The sequence below is a fragment of the Pseudoroseicyclus sp. H15 genome, assembly GCF_054353345.1.
This window is the reverse complement of sequence record NZ_JBTHJE010000003.1, coordinates 111,195-133,457: the sequence shown is the minus strand read 5'-3', so window position 1 is coordinate 133,457 and position 22,263 is coordinate 111,195. Positions and strand designations below refer to the sequence as shown.

The 22,263-nt window shown below is 67.5% G+C and carries 20 protein-coding genes; 9 read left to right on the top strand and 11 right to left on the bottom strand.

Features of this window, described 5'->3' with window-relative positions; all coding sequences use genetic code 11:
* The 4 genes from ACXN5S_RS08150 to ACXN5S_RS08135 all read left to right on the top strand — a co-directional run bounded on the left by ACXN5S_RS08150 (position 1) and on the right by ACXN5S_RS08135 (position 4,134).
* Positions 1–711 (top strand): corrinoid protein, encoded by a 711-nt coding sequence (locus tag ACXN5S_RS08150; RefSeq protein WP_458604922.1) that lies wholly within the window; start codon positions 1–3, stop codon positions 709–711.
* A 106-nt stretch (positions 712–817) separates the two neighbouring features.
* Positions 818–1,807 carry an alpha/beta hydrolase gene (locus tag ACXN5S_RS08145; protein ID WP_458604921.1) on the top strand — a complete coding sequence of 330 codons (990 nt, stop codon included), beginning with the start codon at positions 818–820 and terminating at the stop codon, positions 1,805–1,807.
* A gap of 87 nt (positions 1,808–1,894) precedes the next feature.
* The gene (locus ACXN5S_RS08140; protein WP_458604920.1) at positions 1,895–3,481 is read left to right on the top strand and encodes a hypothetical protein; all 1,587 of its coding nucleotides are present in this window, start codon (positions 1,895–1,897) and stop codon (positions 3,479–3,481) included.
* A complete protein-coding gene (locus tag ACXN5S_RS08135; RefSeq protein WP_458604919.1) occupies positions 3,478–4,134 on the top strand; it encodes a DUF1638 domain-containing protein in 657 nt (218 codons plus the stop codon). The genes ACXN5S_RS08140 and ACXN5S_RS08135 overlap by 4 nt, the downstream gene beginning before the upstream one ends.
* Here ACXN5S_RS08135 and ACXN5S_RS08130 read toward each other — a convergent pair.
* A complete protein-coding gene (locus ACXN5S_RS08130; RefSeq protein WP_458604918.1) occupies positions 4,106–4,528 on the bottom strand; it encodes a SufE family protein in 423 nt (140 codons plus the stop codon). The genes ACXN5S_RS08135 and ACXN5S_RS08130 overlap by 29 nt on opposite strands.
* 160 nt (positions 4,529–4,688) lie before the next feature.
* On the opposite strand from ACXN5S_RS08130, the gene ACXN5S_RS08125 reads away from it, so the two are divergent.
* Both ACXN5S_RS08125 and ACXN5S_RS08120 read left to right on the top strand, forming a co-directional pair.
* Positions 4,689–5,198, top strand: coding sequence for a hypothetical protein (locus ACXN5S_RS08125; RefSeq protein ID WP_458604917.1), 510 nt, complete (start codon positions 4,689–4,691; stop codon positions 5,196–5,198).
* A 416-nt stretch (positions 5,199–5,614) separates the two neighbouring features.
* Positions 5,615–6,277, top strand: coding sequence for an invasion associated locus B family protein (locus tag ACXN5S_RS08120; protein WP_458604916.1), 663 nt, complete (start codon positions 5,615–5,617; stop codon positions 6,275–6,277).
* 135 nt (positions 6,278–6,412) lie between these two features.
* On the opposite strand, the gene ACXN5S_RS08115 is transcribed toward ACXN5S_RS08120, so the two are convergent.
* The 4 genes from ACXN5S_RS08115 to ACXN5S_RS08100 all read right to left on the bottom strand — a co-directional run bounded on the left by ACXN5S_RS08115 (position 6,413) and on the right by ACXN5S_RS08100 (position 10,670).
* The gene (locus ACXN5S_RS08115; protein ID WP_458604915.1) at positions 6,413–7,630 is read right to left on the bottom strand and encodes a beta-ketoacyl-[acyl-carrier-protein] synthase family protein; all 1,218 of its coding nucleotides are present in this window, start codon (positions 7,628–7,630) and stop codon (positions 6,413–6,415) included.
* Positions 7,627–7,890, bottom strand: coding sequence for an acyl carrier protein (locus ACXN5S_RS08110; RefSeq protein WP_458604914.1), 264 nt, complete (start codon positions 7,888–7,890; stop codon positions 7,627–7,629). Before ACXN5S_RS08110 ends, ACXN5S_RS08115 begins: the two co-directional genes overlap by 4 nt.
* Positions 7,891–7,973: 83 nt before the next feature.
* Entirely contained in the window at positions 7,974–9,044 is a 1,071-nt protein-coding gene (locus tag ACXN5S_RS08105) for a UDP-3-O-(3-hydroxymyristoyl)glucosamine N-acyltransferase (RefSeq protein WP_458604913.1), read from the bottom strand.
* A 36-nt stretch (positions 9,045–9,080) separates the two neighbouring features.
* A complete protein-coding gene (locus ACXN5S_RS08100) occupies positions 9,081–10,670 on the bottom strand; it encodes a L,D-transpeptidase family protein (RefSeq protein ID WP_458604912.1) in 1,590 nt (529 codons plus the stop codon).
* Between the two features lie 336 nt (positions 10,671–11,006).
* Between ACXN5S_RS08100 and ACXN5S_RS08095 the strand changes: the two genes are divergently transcribed.
* A complete protein-coding gene (locus ACXN5S_RS08095) occupies positions 11,007–11,576 on the top strand; it encodes a YcbK family protein (protein WP_458604911.1) in 570 nt (189 codons plus the stop codon).
* Positions 11,577–11,646: 70 nt separating this feature from the next.
* Here the strand turns inward: ACXN5S_RS08095 and ACXN5S_RS08090 are convergent, their stop codons facing one another.
* Positions 11,647–12,546, bottom strand: coding sequence for an AraC family transcriptional regulator (locus ACXN5S_RS08090; RefSeq protein ID WP_458604910.1), 900 nt, complete (start codon positions 12,544–12,546; stop codon positions 11,647–11,649).
* A gap of 178 nt (positions 12,547–12,724) precedes the next feature.
* On the opposite strand from ACXN5S_RS08090, the gene ACXN5S_RS08085 reads away from it, so the two are divergent.
* Entirely contained in the window at positions 12,725–13,762 is a 1,038-nt protein-coding gene (locus ACXN5S_RS08085) for an aldo/keto reductase (protein WP_458604909.1), read from the top strand.
* Positions 13,763–13,820: 58 nt separating this feature from the next.
* Here ACXN5S_RS08085 and ACXN5S_RS08080 read toward each other — a convergent pair whose 3' ends face one another.
* The 3 genes from ACXN5S_RS08080 to ACXN5S_RS08070 all read right to left on the bottom strand — a co-directional run bounded on the left by ACXN5S_RS08080 (position 13,821) and on the right by ACXN5S_RS08070 (position 18,788).
* Complete coding sequence (locus ACXN5S_RS08080) at positions 13,821–16,337, bottom strand: penicillin-binding protein 1A (protein ID WP_458604908.1); 2,517 nt, start codon at positions 16,335–16,337, stop codon at positions 13,821–13,823.
* A 94-nt stretch (positions 16,338–16,431) separates the two neighbouring features.
* Positions 16,432–17,646 (bottom strand): N-acetylmuramoyl-L-alanine amidase, encoded by a 1,215-nt coding sequence (locus ACXN5S_RS08075; RefSeq protein WP_458604907.1) that lies wholly within the window; start codon positions 17,644–17,646, stop codon positions 16,432–16,434.
* Positions 17,643–18,788, bottom strand: coding sequence for a pyridoxal phosphate-dependent aminotransferase (locus ACXN5S_RS08070; protein ID WP_458604906.1), 1,146 nt, complete (start codon positions 18,786–18,788; stop codon positions 17,643–17,645). Before ACXN5S_RS08070 ends, ACXN5S_RS08075 begins: the two co-directional genes overlap by 4 nt.
* Positions 18,789–18,894: 106 nt before the next feature.
* Here ACXN5S_RS08070 and ACXN5S_RS08065 point away from each other — a divergent pair, with 106 nt between their 5' ends.
* Complete coding sequence (locus tag ACXN5S_RS08065) at positions 18,895–19,653, top strand: DsbA family protein (protein ID WP_458604905.1); 759 nt, start codon at positions 18,895–18,897, stop codon at positions 19,651–19,653.
* 129 nt (positions 19,654–19,782) lie between these two features.
* Here ACXN5S_RS08065 and ispG read toward each other — a convergent pair whose 3' ends face one another.
* A complete protein-coding gene (ispG, locus tag ACXN5S_RS08060; RefSeq protein WP_458604904.1) occupies positions 19,783–20,904 on the bottom strand; it encodes a flavodoxin-dependent (E)-4-hydroxy-3-methylbut-2-enyl-diphosphate synthase in 1,122 nt (373 codons plus the stop codon).
* A gap of 61 nt (positions 20,905–20,965) precedes the next feature.
* Entirely contained in the window at positions 20,966–22,255 is a 1,290-nt protein-coding gene (locus tag ACXN5S_RS08055) for a helix-turn-helix domain-containing protein (protein ID WP_458604903.1), read from the bottom strand.
* Positions 22,256–22,263: the final 8 nt, after the last annotated feature.

Sequence of the window (22,263 nt, the reverse complement as noted above, 5' to 3'; positions counted from 1 at the left end):
ATGTCCGACGAAGATGACGAGATCATCCTCTCCGAGCTCTCCGACGAGGATCTCGTCAATCAGATGTTCGACGACCTGTATGACGGTCTGAAGGACGAGATCGTCGAGGGAACGCAAATCCTGCTCGACCGCGGCTGGACGCCCTACAAGGTGCTCACTGAGGCGCTGGTCGGCGGCATGAAGATCGTGGGCGAGGATTTCCGCGACGGGATCCTCTTCGTCCCTGAGGTGCTGCTCGCCGCAGGCGCTATGAAGGGCGGCATGGCCATCCTCAAGCCGCTGCTCGCCGAGACGGGCGCCAAGACCATCGGCAAGATGGTGATCGGCACGGTGAAGGGCGACATCCACGATATCGGCAAGAACCTCGTCGGCATGATGATGGAAGGCGCGGGGTTCGAAATCGTCGATCTGGGCATCAACAACCCGGTCGAGAATTACATCGAGGCGCTGGAGCGCGAGCAGGCCGATATCCTCGGCATGTCGGCCCTGCTGACGACGACGATGCCCTACATGAAGGTCGTGATCGACACGATGAAGGAAAAGGGCATCCGCGACGATTACATCATCCTGGTCGGCGGCGCCCCCCTCAACGAGGAATTCGGCAAGGCCATTGGGGCGGATGCCTATTGCCGCGATGCCGCCGTGGCGGTGGATACGGCGAAAGAGTTCATCGCCCGCAAGCACAACCAGGGCGCGCCCCGCGCTGTCTGACGCTGGCTGACGGGGCGGTGCCTCGCGGCGATTGATCGGCCTCTTGCCAAAGGCTACTCCGGTGCGGCGCCCTGCCGCCCGGAGGCCGGCGCCAAGGAGAGACGCCATGCCCAGCCCCGAAGCCCAAGCCGAAATCGCCGCCATTCGCGCCCGGCCCCGCCCTGACAAGAGCGATCTGGCGGCAGACCGCGCGCGCTGGCAGGCCGAGGCCGCCGAAGAGCCGCTGCCCGAGGGCACGAGCATCACCGAAGAGCATATCGGCGGCGTCTTTTGCGAGCGCGTCACCGCCCCGCCCGCGGGCGAGGCCGAGCGCGAGCGCCTGGCTATCGAGGCGGCGCAATGGGCCGCCACCGGCGCCTCGGCCGGGGCCGCGCCGGGGGCCGTGGGTGAGCCAAAGGATGGCGGGCTGGTGCTGTTCTTTCACGGCGGCGGCTACATCAGCGGCGCGCCCCTGACGCATCGCAAGCTCGCCGCGCATATCTCCGCCGTCAGCGGCCTGCCGGTGCTGCTGCCCGATTACCGGCTGGCGCCCGAGCACCCCTACCCCGCCGCGGTTGAGGATGCGAAGGCAGTCTATGCCGCTCTGCTCGCCGACGGAGTGGCGCCGGAGCGGCTGGCCATCGGCGGCGATTCTGCCGGCGGCGGGCTGGCGGCGGCGCTGATGCTCTCCCTGCCCGAGGCCGGGCTGCCGCAACCGGCCTGCGCGATATTGCTCTCGCCCTGGACCGATATTCTCGCGCGGGGCGAAAGCTACGAGACCAACGTGCCGCACGACCCCTCGATGGAGGCCGAGGGCCTGCGCGACGCCGGGCGTCAGTACACCGGCTGCGCCGACCCGCTCGATCCGCTTGTCTCGCCGGTCGAGGGCTATCTCTCCGGCCTGCCGCCGCTGCTCGTCCACGTGGGCGGCGCCGAACTGATGCTCGACGATTCGCGCCTCTATGCCGAGCGGGCCGAGGCGGCGGGCACGCCGGTGACACTGAAGGTGTGGGAGGGCATGTGGCATGTGCATCAGCACGCCATGCTGACGGTGCCGGAAGCGCGGGACGCGGTGACCGACATCGGAGCCTTCATCACGGCACACCTCGGGAAGTAACCTCCCGCGCGCCGGACTTGTGCGGTGGCCGGCCAGACGTCATGCTCTTGAGGAACCAACCCGGTGGTCCGGCCGGGCGGAGGGCCCATGACGCAGACGGACAAATTCGCCGGTCTGCACGACCTGCGCGCGCAGATGACCCCGCCCATGATGCGGGGCCGCTGGCCCGGCTATATCAACACCTGGCTCGCCTGCCTCGCCACGGCCCTGCTGCCGCTGGCTGTGCCCCTCCTCGCCGGTCTTCTGGCCACGCCTGTGCCCTCTGCGCCGTTGGCCCTGGCGGAGGCAGACCTGCCCCCTGCCCTGACTGCCGGCAACGAGGCGAGAGCCGCGCTGCTAGACGATGCCGCTCCGACGCTCGCTGAAGACCCCGCCCTGCTCGCAGAGCAACTGGCGGCTCTGGAGGCCATGGCCGCAGCCGAGGCGGCACAGGGCGCGGCCGAGCCGCTCTATGACGAGGCAAGCGCCGCCGCGGCCCACCGGCTCTATCAGGCGCGCTCTCGGGTGCTGCTGGCGCTGGGAGCCTCCATCGCAATCTCGCTCAGCATGGCGCTTGCGCAATACCGCATCCTCAACCGCCATACCGAGGATTTCTGGCCGGCGGGCAATCGCGGCCTGCCCGTGAAGCGGGAGGGAGACCTCGTCGGGCACAGGCCCGTCTATCTCGTGCCGCATGTGCTGCTTGGCGGCGGGCTGGTGGCGGTGCTGCTGCTCGCCGGCGCCGGCATGGTGCCGCCCTGGCTGGCCGAGCCAGCTCCGCTCCTCGGCGAGCGGCTGCTCTGGGCCGTGCTGCTCGGCCTGGCGCTGGCCAGCTTCGTGACCGTCGCGCTAATCACGGCGCTCGGCGCCCGCATCTTCGCCGGCAATTACCCCGACATCGTGCGCGTGGAGCGGATCGGTGAGAAGCTCCTGAAGGGGTTGGAAATCCGGCAGGCCGAAAAGAACGACGCAACCGAGGCCGAGATCGCGACGATCCAGGCCATCCCGGTCACGGACCAGAAGTGGAAGGCGAGCGTTATCGCCGACGCGGCCGAAGAACTCTGGCGGCTGACGAAGAGAACCTCGCCAACCATCCCGGTCAACCGGGGCCTCGCCCCCCGTCATCTGAAGGCCGCGCTCGACGCGCTTATGGTGGCCCTGCTGCCCGCTCTGGTGGCGGGGCTGGTGGCGGCGGCGCTCTGGCTCGATCTGGCGGAGGCGGGGATGACGGGCAGCGACACCTACCTCGCCGCGCTCGGCGGCACCGACGATGTGCTGATGATCGCCGCCGGGCTTGGCAGCTCGGCCATGCTGGCGCTCATCTACCTGCCCGCCGCCACCCGGCTCGCCCCCTATGTCGCCGCCGAAGCGGACGCAGCCAAACGCCCCGCGCCCGCCAAGCCCGGCAACTGGCGCTTCGGCTCCATCTCTCCGCCGGCCCGCGACGACGAGGGCCGCACCGCCGAGCTGGCGATGTGGGAACCGGAAGCCGAGGCCGAGACGCCCGATTTTCCCCGCCCGATGCGCTTGCAGCTGGGCTGCTCGCGCGCCAAGTTCATCGCGATCATGCAGGCGGCGAAATACGGCGGCGGCCTGCACGAGATGCTCGGAGAGCTGGGATCGGCGCGGCTGAAGGAGGCCGCGGCCCTGCTCGCCCCCACCGCAACCGGATTTCTGCTGGCCCTGATCGGATGAGTACCCCCCTTCCCGACCTCAGCGACCGTATTCTCACCGAGAGCGGCCTGGCCCCTGAGGGCAATGGCCGCGTGCTGGTGATCGGCTGCGGCGCGCTGGCCCGCGAGATCCTGGCGCTGAAGGCGCAGGGCGGATGGGATCATGTCGATCTCGCCTGCCTGCCCGCCATTCTGCACAATCGGCCGGACAGGATCGCCCCGGCGGTGGAAGCGGCAGTGGAGGAGAACCGGGCGCGCTACGACCGGATATTCGTGGCCTATGCCGATTGCGGCACCGGCGGCCAGCTTGCTGCAACCTGCGCGCGGCTGGGGGTGGAGATGCTCGAGGGCCCGCATTGCTACGCCTTTTTCGAGGGCAATGCCGCCTTCGCCGCACGCGACGAGATCGACGCCTTCTATCTCACCGATTTCCTCGCCCGGCAGTTCGAGGCCTTCGTCATCAAGCCCCTCGGGCTCGACCGGCATCCGGAGCTGAAGGAGATGTACTTCGGCAATTACAGCAAGCTCGTCTATCAGGCACAGACCGACGACCCGGCCCTGACGGCGAAGGCCGAAGAAGCGGCGGCCTATCTGGGCCTCGCCTTCGAGCGGCGCGCCACGGGTTACGGAGAGCTGGCGCCCGCCCTTACGCGGCTTGCGACGAAAACGCCCTGATCCGCCCGATCATCGCTTTCAGCCCGTTCGAGCGCTGGGCGGAGAGGTTGTCTTCCAGCTTGAGCCGCGCCAGCTCGGCCTGCACATCGACATGCGCGACCTCGCGGAGCGTGAGCCCGGAATACAGCGCGTGCAGGATGGCGATCAGGCCCTTCACGATCATCGCGTCGCTGTCGCCCTTGAAGTCGAAGCGCGCCTCCGGCCCCTCGCCATTGATCTCGGGCACCATCCACACCTGGCTGGCGCAGCCTTCCACCTTGGTGGAGGGGATCTTCAGGCTGTCGTCGAGCGGCTCCATCGCCTTGCCCATCTCGATGACATGACGGTAGCGGTCTTCCCAATCGTCGAGGAAGTCGAACGTTTCTGCGATCTCTTCAAAGGCTTCGGTGGCCATGGGCATCTCCTTGCCCCCCGAGCTAATGCCGCCGGCCCGGCCCGTCCAGTGCGCGCTTTTCAAAGCGGGGGGATTGCGGTACCGAAATTTCGGCCCCCGGGGAGTGCCCTTGCGGGGATGAGGGAATGAGCCGGCCTGCCCCGGCCCGGAGGAGACGCGCATGCCAAGACCCGCCCGTATGCCCCGGCTGATGCCCGGCCTCATGCTTGTCGCGGCCCTGTCGCTGACCGGCTGCAGCGCCCTGCAATCCTCGCGCCTCAACCCGCTCAACTGGTTCGGCTCGGCCACGCAGGTGCGGCAGACGCTGCCCAATGGCGAGCCGCGCCCGCTGGTGCCCGAGGGCAGCGTCGCCGCGCCTGTGGATGCCCGGCAGCCCATCGCGCAGGTGACGAGCGTGGAGGTGGCGCGCAGCAATGCCGGCGCTATCGTGCGGGCCACCGGCCTTGCCGCCGGCCAGGGCTGGTACAATGCCGAGCTGGTGCGCATCGGCTACGAGGGCGGCACGCTTGTCTACCAGTTCCGCGCCGAGCCGCCGCCCGGCGCCACCGCCGGCGGTGCGCCCGCCACCCGCCAGATCACCGTGGCCGACGCGCTGAGCGCGGCCGAGCTTGCGGGCATCACCGGGGTGCGGGTGCAGGGTGCGGCCAATGCGATGCAGGCCTCGCGCTAGAGCCGGGCGGGGCTGCAAAGGTTTCTTAAGTGTGCTGTGCCAGGATGCATTTGGCCCGGCTCCACTCCTCCCCGGAGTTCGGGTCTGACTTCCTCCCTGTCAGACTTGCCGCGCCTTCGGGCGCGGCTTTTTTCGTTCTCCGCTCCGGCCCGCCGCAACACTCTCGCGCGAGGCCAGATCGGCGGAATTTTGCCTGTTGACCTGTGGTAGCCCTTCGCCTAGCCTTCGCGTCAATTAGTCGGCCAAGTCCGGCAGGGAGAAAGCGAAAAAGGGGCCGCCGCTCGGCCCCTTTTTCCATTTTCTCAACAGCTTGCCAGCCATCCCTCGCCTACCTCGCAGCTTCGTCAGGCCTTTGCCCCTGACAGAGCAGGAGCGAGGTGATAAAGGGCGAAAAAACCGATCAGGGAAGGCACGCAATGCATCTCAACTCGAAGCACTGGCTCCCCGCCACTCTCCTCTCGGCGGCCATGATCGCGGGCACGATGCCCGCTGCCGCTCAAGACGCCGAAGCCGACACGACCACCGCCGAATCGGCCGGTGACGCCCCCGCCGAGGCGCCCGCCGATGGCATCGACACCAGCCAGTTCGATCTTGGAACCCCCGCCGAGGGCGAGCTGTCGCCGGGCGACGCCTATGTTCGTGACGAATTCCAGGATTGGCAGATGCGCTGCCTCGTCGCGGAGGAAGGGCCGGACCCGTGCCAGCTCTACCAGCTGCTGATGAACGAGGATGAGACGCCCGTCGCCGAGTTCACGCTGGTCCCCCTGCCCGAGGGCAGCGAGGCCGTGGCCGGCGCCGTCGTGATCGTGCCGCTGGAGACGCAGCTCACCGAGCGGCTGACCATCGCCATCGATGGCGGCCAGGCCCGCCGCTACGAATACGACTTCTGCAATCTCGGCGGCTGCGTGGCCCGCTTCGGCCTGACCGCCGACCAGATCGCCGCCTTCAAGGCCGGCAGCGCCGCCACCGTTTCGATCGTGCCGGCTGCTGCGCCGGATCAGTCGGTGTCGCTGAACCTGTCGCTGGCCGGCTTCACCGCCGCCTTCGACTACAGCGAGTCGGACGCGCCGGCGGAGTAAGCGCCGCAGCTTGGAAGACTTGAGGGGGCGTTCGGAGAGATCCGGGCGCCCCTTTTGCGTGACATCCGGGGCGGGCCACAATTTCTGCGCGGAAATCGAAGCGGAATTCGCGCGAATTCCGCTGCAGCGGTGAGGTCAGGCCGCCTTCAGCGCCAATACGGCGTTGAGCCCGCCAAAGGCGAAGGCGTTGGAGAGCACGGCACTCACTCTCGCTTGCCGCGCCTCGTTCGGCACGACATCGAGCGCACATTCCGGGTCAGGCTCCTGGTAGCCGATGGTGGGCGCGATCACGCCGTCGCGCAGGGCCATCAGGCAGGCCAGCAGCTCCACCGCCCCGGTGCCGCCGATAAGGTGGCCATGCATCGACTTGGTCGAGGAGATCATCAGCGCGTCGGCGTGGGCGCCGAAAGCATGGGCCACGGCGCGGCACTCCGTCTTGTCATTGGCCGCCGTCCCGGTGCCGTGGGCGTTGATGTAGCCGATGGCCTCGCCCGGCAGCCCCGCATCGCGCAAAGCCCCGGTGATGGCCCGTTCGGCGCCCTGGGCCGAGGGGGTGACGATATCCGACGCGTCCGACGTCATCGAGAAGCCCGCAACCTCGCCCAGGATATCTGCCCCGCGCGCCTTCGCATGGTCCCATTCCTCGAAGACGAAGATCGCCGCACCCTCGCCCTGCACCATCCCGGTGCGGCCAAGGCTGAAGGGGCGGCAGGCATCTTTCGACATCACGCGCAGGCCTTCCCACGCCTTGATGCCACCGAAGCAGAGCATGCTCTCCGACCCGCCAGTGATCATCACCGGCGCGGCGCCCGAGCGCACCATCTGGAAGGCCAGCCCCATCGCATGGTTGGAGGAGGCGCAGGCGGTCGAAACGGTGAAGCCCGGCCCCTGCAACCCGTATTCCATGCTCACGTGCGAGGTGGCGGCGTTGTTCATGAGCTTGGGCACGATGAAGGGGTGAACGCGGTTCTTCCCCTCCTCATAGACTGCCCGGTAGTTCTCGTCCTGCGTGCGCAGGCCGCCGCCGGAGGTGCCGAGGATCACGCCGGTGCGCAACCCCAACTCGCCGGAGAAATCGAGGCCGGCCTGGGCGACCGCCTCGCGCGCGGCGAGCAGCGTGAACTGGGTGAACCGGTCGTAGAGCGCGATCTGCTGGCGGTTGAAATGGGCGGCTTCGTCGTAGCCTGTCACCTGCCCGCCGATGCGGATCGACAGACGCTCGACATCCCGCACATCCAGCGGGCCGATGCCGCAGCGCCCCTCGGCCATCGCGGCCTGGGTAGAGGGGACGTCGCCGCCCAGCGCATTGATCGTGCCCGCGCCGGTGATGGCGACCCGAAAGCCGCTGCTCATGCCTCGGCTTGCGCCTTCACCAGGTTGTCGACCTCACGGACGATGGACCCGACGGTGGAGATATCGAAGCCGCTGGCGCCCGGATCGTTGGCATTGAACGGCACGGAGATGTCGAAGGCTTCTTCGATTGCGAAGATGCTTTCGACCAGCCCCAGGCTGTCGATGCCGAGCTCGTCCAGCGATTGGTCCTCGCTGATATCCTGAGGTTCCAGCACCGCCTGCTCGGCGATGATGGCGATGACCTTGTCACGCACGCCCATGGCCGCCACTCCCACTTCTCGCCGCTGATGTAGAGGCTTGAGGCCGGTTTGAAAACCGTATTTCGGAGGGCGGGACGCCGCGGCTACTCGCCCCGTGAGGTCAGCTTCGCCAGCATGCGCGGCAGGCGGCGCAGCGCCTTGTAGCTGTCGATCTGGCGCGCCAGCGGCATCGCCGGATAACCCAGCATCACGCGCCCGGCCGGCACGTTCGCCAGCACGATGCTGCCACCGCCGAGCACCACATCGGCGCCGATCACCAGATTGTCGGCCACGCCGCCCTTGCCACCGATGACCGTGCGGTCGCCGACCACCGTCGAGCCGGCAACGCCCGTCTGCGCCGCGAACAGGCAATGCTCGCCGATGATGACGTTGTGCCCGAGGTGCACGAGGTTATCGAGCTTGCAGCCATTGCCCACGCGCGTGGCCCGCAGCGTGCCGGCATCGACAGAGCTGTTGGCGCCAATCTCGACATCGTCGCCGATCACCACCCCGCCCAGCGATTCAATCTTGTGCCAACTGGGGTCGCCCAGCTCCGGCGGCGTGCCCTCGCCCATGCTGGCGCGCGACAGCTCCAGATGGTTCGCCTCGGCGGTGGTGAACGAAAAGCCATCGGCGCCGATGACGACGCCCGGATGCAGGATGCAGCGCGCCCCGATCTGCACGCGCGGGCCGATATGCACGCCGGGATGCAGTACGGTGCCCTCGCCGATCACGCTACCCGGCGCGATGGTGACGTGCGACGAGATGCGCGCGCCCGCGCCGATCTTGGCGCCGGCGCCGATGATGGAAAACGCGCCCACGCCAGCGCCGGCGCCGATCTCGACGCCTTCGCCGATGCGGGCGCCGTCATCCACGCCCTCGGGCAAGCCATGCCCGGGGTAGAGAGCCTTCGACAGCCGCGCCATCGCCAGCCGGCCGCGCGGCGCGGTGACGGCGCCCTTCAGGCCCAGCGCCTGCCAATCCGCGCCTTCCCAGAGGAGCGCGGCCTCGGCGCGACCCTGCGCCAGACCTTCGGCCCATTTCGGCGAGAGCGCGATGGCCAGATCGCGCGGGCCGGCCGAGCCAGGCTCGGCGGCGCCCTCGATCACGAGGTCGCTCTGGCCCAGCACCTGCGTCGACAGGGCTTCAGCGATTTCGGCAAGGGTCAGCCTCATGACAAGCCTTTCGGGGACGTATGCGCCCCCGAGGACTTAGCTCTGCGGCAGCGCGATCTCCACCCCTTCGCGGGCGAGCAGCTCCCACAGCCGCGCGTCACGGCCGTAGATGTCGTTGCGGAACTGCAGCTCGCCTTCGACATTCGTGAAGGCGGTGAAATAGACCAGATGCACTGGGATCTGCGTCTCCAGCTCCACCGGCGTCTCGGCGCCGCTGCGCAGGCGCGACTGGAAGAAGCCGACGGGATCGTCTGTCTGCGGCTTCAACAGCTCGTAGGCGAAATCATAGGGGTCATCGAGGCGGATGCAGCCATGGCTAAAGGCGCGCACTTCGCGCTGGAACAGGCTCTGGCTCGGGGTGTCGTGCAGGTAGATGTTGTACTGGTTGGGGAAGAGGAACTTCACCTGGCCCAGGGCATTGCTCGGCCCCGGCGGCTGGCGCATCGAATAGGGGAAGGAGGCGGCAGTATAGCCGGCAAAGCTCTGCCCCCGGCTCACCACGCGGCCACGGCTGTCGACGATCTGCAGCTGGCCATGCGCGCCTGAATTGTTGCGCAGACCCGGCAGATATTCGTTCACCACGATCGAGCGGGGCACATACCACGATGGGTTGATGACCATCCGCTCCATCGTGTCGGAGAATTCCGGCGTCTGGCGGTCGGCAGAGCCGGCGCCGATGACGGCCTTCGTCTCGAACGTCACCTCGTCAAAATCGACAATGCGGGCGGTGAAATCGGTGAGGTTCACCCAGACGTGGCGGTCGCCGAGATCGTAGTTCATCCAGCGCAGCCGCTCCATCGCGGCATAGACGGAATGCAGGCGCTCCTGGGGAGAGACGTTGAGCGCGGCGATGGTGGATTCGCCGACGATGCCATCACTGACGATGCCGTGGCTCTCCTGAAAGCGCATGACGGCGGCGACCATGTCGGAATCGTAGGTCGTCAGCGCCGTGCGCGGCAGATAGCCCATCTCGATCAGGCGGTTGCGCAACGCCACCACCTGCGGGCCGGAATCGCCGGGGTCGAGCCGGCCAGAGCGCAGCTCCGGCCCCCAGCCGCCGGCGGCGATGGTGTTCTCCAGCCGCATGCGGGCGCGCATCAGCCGGGCGTATTCGGGATTATCGGGCGCCAGATCGAGCAGATAGGCGGCCGGGTCGTCGCTGGCGGCGAAGCCGGCAAGAATCGCGGCCCCATCGAAATCGGGCAGCTCGCGCTTGATGAGCGACGAGACGTCGGAGGGCTCGATCATGCCCCAACCCACGTCATGCGCATAGGCGAGGAAGGTGCGCGACAGCTGCACCTCCATCTCGCCCTTCTGCACATCGGTCTGCGCAGCCTGAAGGGCGGCGATCACGTTCTGCGGGTCGTAGAGATGCGCGGGGATGCCATGCAAGGGAGCATTGGCGAAGGCGGCGAGCAGCGCGTTGCGCCGCTCGATGGCGGCCTCATCAGAGCCCGACCAGATGGGGGCGAAATCGCGGCCGCGGTAGAAGGCAGCGACGGCATCGTCTCGCGCGGCTGTCTCTGCGATGGCCTGCCGGAAGGGGGAGATGACCTGGGCAGAGGCACCAGCGGCCGGCAGAGCGAGACAGGCGGAGAGGATAAGGGCTGTGACGTAACGGGGCATGAGCAGAACCAGGTGACCTTTCTTGCGATCGTCGCCGGGTTATGCCCGCCGTTTCAAAGACAAAAGACCCCGGCGCAGGCGATGGTTCCCTCGTGTTGCCATGCCGCCGCGTTCGGGGATTGCAAAACCACAAGCGGCGTGCCGATCCGGTTCCCTCACATCCGTGATTGATCGCTTTCTGTGCAACTTTCCGCCGATTTCCGCATCGGTAACCCTTCTGGGGTAAATCGCTCCTTGGTCGTCAAAACGACCTGTGGCATGAAGAGCGTGCATCTGGGGATGAGATTGCAAAAGGCTCGCGTAAGCGGGCAGTGGGCGGCAGGACAGGCTGAAACCATGACAAATACCGTGACATCGGGGTTTTCCCGGCGCGCGCTTCTGCGCGCATTTTCCGCAACGGCTGTGGCAGCGGCACCCACCTATGCCAAGGCAGCAGGGTTTCTTCGGGGCGGCGGCGACATTCGCCGACTCGAAATGTACTCGGGCCGCACCGGCGAGCGGATCAACACCATCTACTGGATCGACGGCGAGTATATCGGCGAGGCGATCCGTGAGATCACGCTGTTCATGCGCGACTGGCGCAACAACAAGCAGATCAACATCGACACCCGCACGATGGATATCATGGCCGCCTCGCACCGGCTTCTCGATACCTCGGCGCCCTACATGCTGCTCTCTGGCTATCGCTCGCCAGAGACCAACGCCATGCTGCGCGCCACCTCTTCGGGCGTTGCGCGCAACTCGCTGCACATGCAGGGCCAGGCGGCCGACCTTCGCGTCGAGGGCCGCTCGGTGAACCAGATCGCCGGCGCGGCGACGACCTGCCACGCTGGCGGTGTCGGCCGGTATTCCGGCTCGAACTTCGTCCATATGGATTGCGGCGCCGTTCGCAGCTGGGGCGCCTGAGCCCAAGCCAAGCGACCGCCAAGCTCAAACGCCCCGCCCGAGCGGGGCGTTTTGCGTTTCATTCGGCGGCTCAGCTGTCCGCGGCCACCCGCTGCCGCATGGCCCGCCCGTCCTGCCCCGGGGGCGCCCCGAAGAGGCGGCGATAGTCGCGGCTGAATTGCGAGGCGCTCTCGTAGCCGATGGCAAAGCCCACCCGCGCCACATCCGCCCCGTTGGCCAGAAGCAGGCGTCGGGCCTCCTGCAAGCGCAGCTGCTTTTGAAACTGCACCGGCGTCATCCCCGTCGCCGCCTTGAAGTGCCGGTGGAAGGTCGCCGCACTCATGCCCGCCAACGCCGCGAGCTCAGCCACGCTGATCGCGGCATCGAATTCTTCGCGCAGCCGCGTGATGGCGCGGCTGAGTCGCGCCATATGGCTATCGGCCAGGCCGATCTGTCGCAGTGTCGGCCCCATCGGCCCTTGCAGCAGGCGCCAGACGATCTCGCGATGGATCATCGGCGCCAGCACGGGCTGGTCGCCCGGCGCATCGCAAAGCGCCAGCAGCCGGCAGAGCGGCGGCACCAGATCGGGGCTGAGCGCATGGACGCCAAGCGCCGGCCCGGGCGACACTGGCGGCGAGGCCGGTTCGCCGGAAAACTCCACCAGCAGATCGGTCACGACAGCCGGCTCGATCCGCAGGCTGAACGCGACATAGGGCACCTCTGGCGTGGCCTGGGTGATCTCGGCCCGCACCGGCACATCCATTGAGGCGATCAGGCATTTGCCCGCGTCGTAGCGAAAGACGTGATCACCCAGCATCGAGGTCTTGGCACCCTGCAGCACGGCGCAGAGCGAGGGGTGATAGACGCTGTGCACCAGCCCTATCGGCTGCCGGCGCACCGTCAGGTTCAGCCCGGGCAGCGGCGACGCTGCGCCATGCGCCTCTTCAAGGCGCAGCACCTCGGCTTTCAGCTCGGTCAGGGTATCTCTCATGGCCTTCACTCTAGGCCGGTCTCGAACCCGCCGCACCCCTGCAGCGACCGCGATGAGAGGATCGGGCAGAAATTCGACAGGATCGCCGTCGCCGTAGCTGCAATGCGACGCCATCTTTCCCTCAGCCCGGCGGCCCCGGCAAAAGCGCCGCCGCCGCCGGCCATCACAGGAGCATCTCATGCGATATCGCAAACTCGGCCCCTCGGGCCTTCTCGTTTCCGAGCTTTGCCTCGGCACCATGACCTTCGGCGGCGAAGGCGACATGTGGGGCAAGATCGGCCAGCTCGGCCAGAGTGAGGCCAATGAGCTGGTGCAGACGGCTCTCGATGCCGGCATCAACTTCATCGACACGGCCAATGTCTACGGCCTGGGCAATTCCGAACGCATCCTCGGGCAGAGCCTGAAGGATCTGGGCGTGCCGCGCGATGACGTGGTGATCGCGACCAAGGTCATGGGCAGCATGGGCGAGGGCCCAAATGCCTCTGGCGCCTCGCGCCAGCATATCCTCGCGCAGGCCAAGGCCAGCCTCGAGCGAATGCAGCTCGACCATATTGACCTCTACCAGATCCACGGCTTCGACCGGCTCACGCCCATCGAAGAGACGCTGGACGCGCTGACCACGCTCGTTCAGCACGGGCATGTCCGCTACATCGGCCTCAGCAACTGGGCAGCCTGGCAGATCATGAAGGCCATCGGCATCGCCGAGGCGCGCAAGCTCGCCCCCATCCTCTCGCTGCAGGCCTACTACACGCTCGTCGGCCGCGACCTTGAGCGTGAGATCGCGCCGATGCTGCTTGATCAGGGCATGGGACTGATGGTGTGGAGCCCGCTGGCCGGCGGCTACCTGTCCGGCAAATACAGCGGCCCCGATGCCAGCGCCGAGGGCCGGCGCAAGGAGTTCGACTTCCCGCCGGTCGACCGCACCCGCGGCGACAAGGCCATCGAGGCGATGCGCCCCATGGCCGAGGCGAAGGGGGCCAGCGTCGCGCAGATCGCGCTTGCCTGGCTGCTGCACCAGAAGGTCGTCACCAGCGTGCTGGTCGGCGCCAAGCGCAAGGAGCAGCTGGAGGACAACATCAAGGCGACGGAGATCTCGCTCAGCGCCGATGAGCTGGCGCAGCTCGACGAGATCACAAAGCTTCCGCCGGAATATCCGGGCTGGATGCTGGAGCGTCAGGGCGCCTACCGGGCCGGCAAGCACCAGCCCTCCGAGTGAAGCCTGTTGGAGGGGTGGGCCTGGCCCATCCATCCGCAATCTTCGAAGAGGCCGGCGCTTAGTACAGGCCGCCGGAGGAGAGGGCGCCGTAGCTCGGGTTCGCGCCCACTGTCGCCGTCTCACCGGTCGAGGTGGTCACGTTGCGCGACGAGGCCATGACCTCGTCATAGAGCGGAAGGTCGGCCGCCATCGCGAAGCCACCGTCGAAGGTGATGCCGAACACCGGCTCTTCCCCGGCACGGAAGCATTCCGCCACAACGTTCGGGCCAGAGGCGCTGTCGGGCAGGCGGGCGCCGGTGAAGCGGTCGATCTTGATGAACTGGCAATCGGCCGGCACGTTGAACGGCCCGCCGCCGTAAGACTGGATCGCCGTCTCCATGAACTCCTGGAACACCGGCGCACAGACGCCGCCGCCGGAGCCGCCGGGGATCGAGCGAGGGGTGTCGTAGCCGATGTAGCAGCCCGCCGCGATGTTCGACGAGAAACCGACGAACCACACATCCTTGGCGTCGTTGGTGGTGCCGGTCTTGCCAGCGATCGGCACGGGCAGGTTGATGGCGCGCGCCGCCGTGCCGCGCTGCACCACGCCCTGCATCATCGAGGTCAGCTGATAGGCCGTCACCGCGTTCATGATGCGGTCGCGGTTGCTGCGGATATGCGGCGCCTCGCCGGCGGGAAGCGCGGCCAGGGTGCAATCGTCGCAAGAGCGGGTCTCGTGCCGGTAGATTGTGTTGCCGAAGCGGTCCTGCACGCGGTCGACAAGCGTCGGCTCCACCCGTTCGCCGCCATTGGCGAACATCGAATAGGCGGCCACGATGCGGAACAGCGTCGTCTCGTCAGCGCCGAGGGCGGAGGAGAGCACCTGCTGCAGGTTATCGTACACACCGAAGCGCTCAGCATATTCGGCGACCACGTCCATGCCGATTTCCTGCGCGAGGCGCACGGTCATCAGGTTACGCGATTGCTCGATGCCGGTGCGCAGCGGTGTGGGGCCATAGTACTGGTTCGACGCGTTCTGCGGGCGCCAGATCTCACCGCCCGAAGAAATCTCGATGGGCGCGTCGACGATGATCGTCGCGGGCGTATAGCCCGAGTCCAGCGCGGCGGCATAGACGAACGGCTTGAAGGCCGAGCCGGGCTGCCGGTAGGCCTGCGTCGCCCGGTTGAAGACGGAGTGCTGGTAGGAGAAGCCGCCCTGGATCGCGAGCACCCGGCCGGTGTTCACATCCATCGCCATGAAGGCGCCCTCGATCTCGGGCACCTGGCGGAGCGTCCAGCGGATGAAGGAGCCATCGCTGTCAGACGTCATGCGGCGAACCATCACCACATCGCCGACCTCGAAATTCTCGAAGAAGTCGCCGCGGATCCACGAAATGTCTTCTCGCGGCACCACCGGCGCCTCGGCGCTGTCCGTCGGCACCCCTTCGATGCCGAGGTTCAGCTGCTGATCCTCGATACCCAGCACAACGGCGGGCAGCCACTGGCTGTCGAGCGCGATGTCGCGCGGCGCGTTGGCGCTGCTCAGGGCCGCGCGCCAGCTCGCCTCGCTCTCCAGCGCCTCGGCCGGCAGCGTGATACCGGTGCCCCGCCAACGCCCCTGCCCCCGGTCGAAATTCTCCAGCGCGCGCTGCAGGGCGTGCGCGGCAGTGACCTGCAGATCGGGGTCGATGGTGGCGCGAACGGAAAGACCGCCGGTGAAGAATTCCTCTTCCGAGTAGCGGGCGGAAAGCTGGCGACGAATCTCGTCGGTGAAGTAATCGCGGGGCGGCAGCGCTTCGCGGAACGGAGCGAAGTCGCCCGATTGCACGGTGCGCAGCGGGTCGGCGCGGCCCTCTGCCTCTTCCTCGGCGGTGATGTAGCCGTCTTCCTCCATCCGGCCGAGCACGTAGTCGCGCCGGGCGATGGCGTCGTCGTGGTCGCGCACGGGGTGCAGGGTGCCGGGGCGCTGCGCGAGAGCGGCCAGATATGCGGCCTCGGCGGGCGTCACTTCAGAGAGGGGCTTGTTGTAATAGGTCTGTGCGGCGGCGGCGACGCCGTATGAGTTCTGCCCGAGGAAGATCTCGTTGAGATAGAGCTCGAGGATATGCTCCTTCGTCAGCGCCCGCTCGATGCGGGTGGCGAGGATCAGCTCCTTGATCTTCCGCTCGGCGGTGCGCGAGCCGTCGAGAAGGAAGTTCTTCATCACCTGCTGCGTGATGGTCGAGGCGCCGCGAATGTCGCGCCCGCGGCTTTCGATGGCATCGACAAAGGCCGCGGCCATGCCACGTACGTCATAGCCCGGGTGGGTGTAGAAGTTCTGATCTTCCGCCGAAACGAAGGCGTGCTTGACCAGCTCGGGGATCTCTTCTGCCGGCACGAAGATACGTCGCTCGGTGGCGAATTCGTCGATAATCCGCCCTTCAGAGGAGTAGACGCGGCTGATCGTGGCCGGGGTGTACTGGGCCAGCGTCTCGACGCTGGGCAGATCACGGCCATAGGCGAAGAAGATGCCGCCAAGGCCGATACCGGCCATGATGACGCCGAGCGTCAGCATCGAGAAGATGCCGCCGAAGAAAGAGAAGATGAATCGGAACATGACCAGCCGGTTATTGCGCCCCGCCATATAGGCCCTGGCGAGGCCCGGGTCAAAAGCACGATTGCGCCAGATGGCGCGATCTCGCCGGGCCCGGTTAACGGCGCAGCAAGGGCGCGCGCGCCTCTTCGCCCGCTTCCCAGCGGCGCAGAGCCGAGACAATGCCCGCGATGATTTTCGCCCTGCCCTCTTCGGTCGTCAGCTCGGCGCGGTCACGCTCTGATGAAAGGAAGCCGACCTCCACCAGCACGGCGGGAAAATCCGCCGCCAGCAGCACCGCCAGCAGCGCCTCGCGGCGGGGGTTGGTGCGCAGGCGTGCGCCCTCTTCCCGCAGCGCGGTGAGCAGCGCATCGGCCAGGCGCTGGCCGGCGGGGGCGGTTTCGGTGCGGGCCAGCTCCATCAGAATAGTGGCAATGGAATCGTCCTGCCCCGCCAGATCGACGCCGCCGAGGATATCGCCCCGTTCATGCCGCTCGGCCATGCGCGAAGAGGCCTCACTCTCGGAGCTGGCGGAGAGCGTGTAGATCGATGCACCGGAGGTGACGTCGTCATCCTCCAGCGCATCGGCATGCAGCGAGATCAGCACATCGGCCCCCGCGGCGCGCGCGATGGAGATCCTGTCGGGCAGCGGCACGAAGACATCCTCTGTCCGCGTCAGCACCGGGCGCATGCCGGCGCGTGTCACCGCCTCTGACAGCTCCAGCGCCAGCGTCAGCATGACATCGGCCTCGTTCAGACCGGCACGCTGTGCGCCCGGGTCGATACCACCATGGCCCGGGTCGATCACCACGACGAGCCGGTCGTCGGCCTCCGGCGCCACCGGCAGGGCCAGATCGCTCTCGGCCCCCGCCTCCCAGCCCGGCGTTTGCGAAATACCCGAGGCTGCGAGCGCGCCTTCCGCGGAGGAGGCGGCGAGGCCGACCTGCAGCACCGCCTCGCCGGAAGCCTCATCGACCTGCAGGCCCGCCACGTCGATGCGCATCGGCGCGCCCAGCTCGACGACGAGGCGCGACCAGCCGGGGCGGATGGTGCCGAACTGGACGCCGGCAGCATTGTCGGCATTCAGCAGCGCCGTGGGTGTGGCGCCGCGAAAATCCAGCTCGCGGAAATCGAGCACCAGCCGCCAGGGTTCTGCCAGCGTATAGGCGCGGTAAGGCACCGCCTGGCTGAGGTGCAGCTCCGCCCGCAGCCCGTCGCCCTCATCGTGGATCTGGCTTCGCGCCACGTCCAGCCTGGCAAGGGCCGAGAAATCCTGCGCTGCGGCGGGCAGCGCCGCCATCAGCCAGAGCAGTAGGGTCGCGACAAGCCTCATGCTGACGCCCGCGCGGCGAAGAACTGGCCGAGCCGGCTCAGCCCCTCTTCGATATCCGCCGTGCTGCGCGCGTAGGAGAAGCGCATCCAGAGGTGCCCCTCCTCCGGGTCGAAATCGAGGCCGGGCGTCACGGCAACGCCGGCCTCATCGAGGATCTCGCCGGCCAGCGCGAGCGAGTCGTCGGTGAACCCGCTGACATCCGCATACACGTAAAAGGCCCCATCGGGCGGCGCGATACGGCCAAGGCCCATGGCGGCAAGGCCCGCGACCATCTTCTCGCGGTTGGCCTCGTAGACGGCGGCATTCGCCTCCAGCTCGTCAGTGCAGTCGAAGGCATGCAGGGCGAGGCGTTGGGCCGCGTGCGAGGGGCAGATGAACATGTTCTGCGCCAGCCGCTCGACGAGGCGCACATGCCCCTCGGGGACAACCATCCAGCCCACGCGCCAGCCGGTCATCGAGAAGTATTTCGAGAAGGAATTGATGACATGCACCTCATCCGTCACCTCTAGGGCCGAGGTCGGGCTGTTGCCGATGCCGTGGTAAATCTCATCAGAAATCAGCGAGATACCGCGCGCTTCGCAGGCCTCCGCCATCCCGGCTAGCCGCTCCTTGCCCAGCATCGCACCGGTCGGGTTGTTCGGGCTGGCGAGCAGCAGGCCATCGAGGCTCAGCCCCTCCAGCTCGCCCGGTTCGGGCTGCATGCCCGCCTCCAGCCGGGTTCGGATATGCGCCGGCTCCAGCGACAGCGCCTTCAGGATCTGCCGGTACGAAGGGTAGCAGGGCAGCCCCAGCCCCACGCGGGCGCCGGCATCGAAGAGCGCGGTGAAGGAGAGCAGAAAGGCACCCGAGGCCCCGGCGGTGACGATCACGCGGCCCGGATCGAGGTCGACGCCGTACCACTCGCCGTAGTGTCGCGCGATGCGGGCGCGCAGCGCGGGAATGCCGAGGGCGACGGAATAGCCCAGCGGATCGCCCGCCATCTCTTCCCCCAGCCGCGCCAGCGCCGCCGAGGGCGCGCCGGTGCCGGGCTGGCCGACCTCCATGTGAATCACATGCCGGCCCGCCTCTTCCGCGGCCCGGGCTTTCTCCATCACATCCATCACGATGAACGGATCGACCGCCCCGCGCCTTGAAACCTGCATCTACCCGCCTCTATTGTCGCGCCAGTTCTGCCAAGGGCGGGGGCACCCCGTCAACGATGCCCGCCGGTGCCCTTATGGGCGCCGCAACCCGCCAAGAGGAAGACCCATGCGCCGTTTTCACGCCCTTCTGACCGGGGCTCTTGCCGCCGTCAGCTTCGCCCTGCCCGCAATGGCCGATGGCCTGACGGACATGACCGAGGCCGAGCGCGAGGTCTTCCGCGAGGAGGTGCGCGCCTATCTGCTGGATAACCCCGAAGTGCTGATGGAGGCCATCAGCGTTCTGGAGCAGCGCGAAAGCCAGGCCGCCAATGCCGCCGATCAGGAGCTCGCCACCGCCAATGCCGACTCGCTGTTCAACGACGGCTATTCCTGGGTGGGCGGCAATCCCGACGGCGACATCACTCTGGTGGAGTTCATGGATTACCGCTGCGGCTATTGCCGTCAGGCCTTCGCCGAGGTCGAGGACCTTGTGAACAGCGACGGCAACATCCGGTTCATCCTGAAGGAATTCCCCATCCTCGGCGAGCAATCGCTGCTGGCCTCGCAATTCGCCGTCGCGGTGAAGCAGCTGCATGGCGACGACCTCTACAAAGAGGTGCACGACGCGCTGATGGTGCTGCGCGCCGACATCACCCCCGACACGCTGGCGCAGCTGGCCGAGAGCTTCGGGCTGGAGCCCGAGCCGGTGCTCGATCACATGCTGTCGGACGAGGTAGAGGCCGAGATCCAGGCGAACCACGATCTGGCCAGCCGGATGCGCATCAACGGCACGCCGACCTTCGTGATGGAAGACCAGATGCTGCGCGGCTACGTGCCCCTCGCCTCGATGCAGGCGATCGTGGAAGAGCTGCGCGCAGAGGGGTGAATTGGGGCCGGGCTGAAGCCCGGCCTACGATCCCGTGGCCCCTTAGGGCGAGCTTCAGCCCGCCGTCGCCATCCTCGCCGCTCCGTCCTACGCGCGGGATGAAGGCAGTCAGGCCGCAGCCCCAGCCGCTTACTCCGCCGCTTCCTTCTGCGCGGCGAGCTGGGCGGCCTTCTTTTCGACCTCTTCGACGATGTGATCGATCATCCGGTCGTTATCCATCCGGTGGCTCTGCTTGCCCGCCAGATAGACCATCCCGTGGCCCGACCCGCCGCCGGTGAAGCCAACATCGGTCATCAGCGCTTCGCCCGGCCCGTTCACCACGCAGCCGATGATGCTGAGGCTCATCGGCTCCTTGATATGGGCCAGCCGGTCTTCGAGAATTTCGACCGTCTTGATCACGTCGAACCCCTGCCGCGCGCAGCTCGGGCAGGAGATGATGTTGACGCCGCGGTGCCTCAGCCCCAGCGACTTCAGGATCTCGTAGCCCACCTTCACCTCTTCCACCGGATCGGCGGAGAGCGAGACGCGCAGCGTATCGCCGATGCCCATCCAAAGCAGGTTGCCGAGGCCGATGGCGCTCTTGATCGTGCCGGACATCAGCCCGCCCGCCTCGGTGATACCGAGATGGATCGGCGCGTCCGTCGCGTCGGCCAGCGCCTGGTAGGCGGCGGCGGCGAGGAAGACGTCGGACGCCTTCACCGAGATCTTGAACTCGAGGAAGTCGTTGTCTTCGAGGATCTTGATGTGATCGAGCCCGCTCTCGACCATCGCCTCGGGGCAGGGCTCGCCGTACTTCTCAAGCAGATCCTTCTCGAGGCTGCCGGCATTCACGCCGATCCGCATCGAGCAGCCATGGTCCTTCGCGGCGCGGATCACTTCCTTCACCCGCCGGTCATCCCCGATATTGCCGGGGTTGATGCGCAGGCAGGCGGCGCCGGCCTCGGCGCTCTCGATGGCGCGTTTGTAGTGGAAGTGGATGTCCGCGACGATCGGCACCGGGCTTTCGCGCACGATCTCCTTCAGCGCCTTCGACGAGGCCTCGTCGGGCACCGAGACGCGCACGATGTCGGCCCCCGCCTCTGCCGCCGCCTGGATCTGGGCGATGGTGCCGGGCACGTCGGTCGTCAACGTGTTGGTCATCGTCTGAACCGAGATCGGGGCGTCGCCGCCCACGGGGACGGAGCCGACATGGATCAGGCGCGATTTACGGCGCTCGATGTTGCGCCACGGGCGAACGGGATTGTGGGTCATATCTCACCATCTGGTGCGTCCCCGGCCGCGGGGCAAGGAGTGTTTGGCCGCAAGGCCCGCACTACTCCGTCAGCCGGGCCTCGGCAACGCGCACATATTCCGCCAGATCGGCATCCTGAGTGATGTCGGCGGTGGCATATTGCTCCGTCAGATGCTCAGCCGACAGCTCAACGCCATCGGTCACCGCACCCTGCGGGCCGGCGGGGCCGTAATGCTGGCCGTTGACCGCGAAGTAGAGCGCGCCGCTTTCGCCCACGCGCACGGTGGCGGGCTCTTCCGTTGCGGGCAGTTCATAGGTTTGCCCGGCATCGAGGATGCCTTCGAAAATCACGGTGCCAGAGGCGGCCCGCACACGCAGCCAGGCCGGGCGAACGGCGACGAGCATCACTTCAGGCGCCTCGCCCGCGGTCACCTGAACGGGCGCATTCGGCCCTTCGGCCGAGGCGAGGGCCGCGCCGGCCAGCTCGCCGGTGCCGATGTCACCGGGGGTTGCCACATCCGGCCCGCTGGGCGCCGCGAGAACCGAGGCGAGCGTCTGAGCTTGACGGTCGACCGCACCGCCCTGCCCCGGCGCCAGTGCGCCGGAGGTGCGCGGGTCGAGCGAGGCGATGGGCCCGTCGCGGCGGGTGAGCACCGGCACGTCGAGCGCCTGCGGGCGGTAGAGCCGCTCCAGCGCCTCGGCCGAAGGCAGGTTCATCGCGGTGAGCGCGTCCTCACCGCCAGCGGACTGCGCCTCGCGCGAGGCGCCGGCAAGCGGGTCGACATCCGACAGCACGACAGGCGCCTGCTCGACGGGGGCGAACTGCACCTTCTGTACTTCCTGCAGAAGGGACCAGCCGCCATAGCCGAGCCCCACGATCAGCACGCCAAGCACCGCGACAGAGCCAAGCGCCCGCGGCTCGATGCCCGAGAACATGCGCTCACCGGCGGGAATGAAGGGTGTGGTGGAGGCGGAGAAGATGTCGCGCCCGACGGCGCCCGAGGCCAGACGCTCTTCGCGTGTCGGCTTCACGACAGAGGCCGCTTCCGACATGCCGTGCGCCGTGGCGAAGCCAGATTCGCGGCAGAACGTGTCGAACGCCCAGTCCGGGTCCATGTTCAGGTAGCGGGCATACGAGCGGACATAGCCGGCGATGAAGCCCGGCGTGTCGAATGCGGTGGGATCGCAATTCTCGATGGCAGCGATATAGGCCGCCTTGATGCGCAGCTCCCGCTGAACATCCAGCAGGCTCTTGCCCATCGTCGCCCGTTCGCCGCGCATAAGGTCGCCCAGCCGAAGCTCGAAGGCGTCGAAGCCGGTGGCTTCAACCTCCTGGGCATCCTTGTCCCGCCTGAAGCCGCGTCCAATCATGAGCGCGA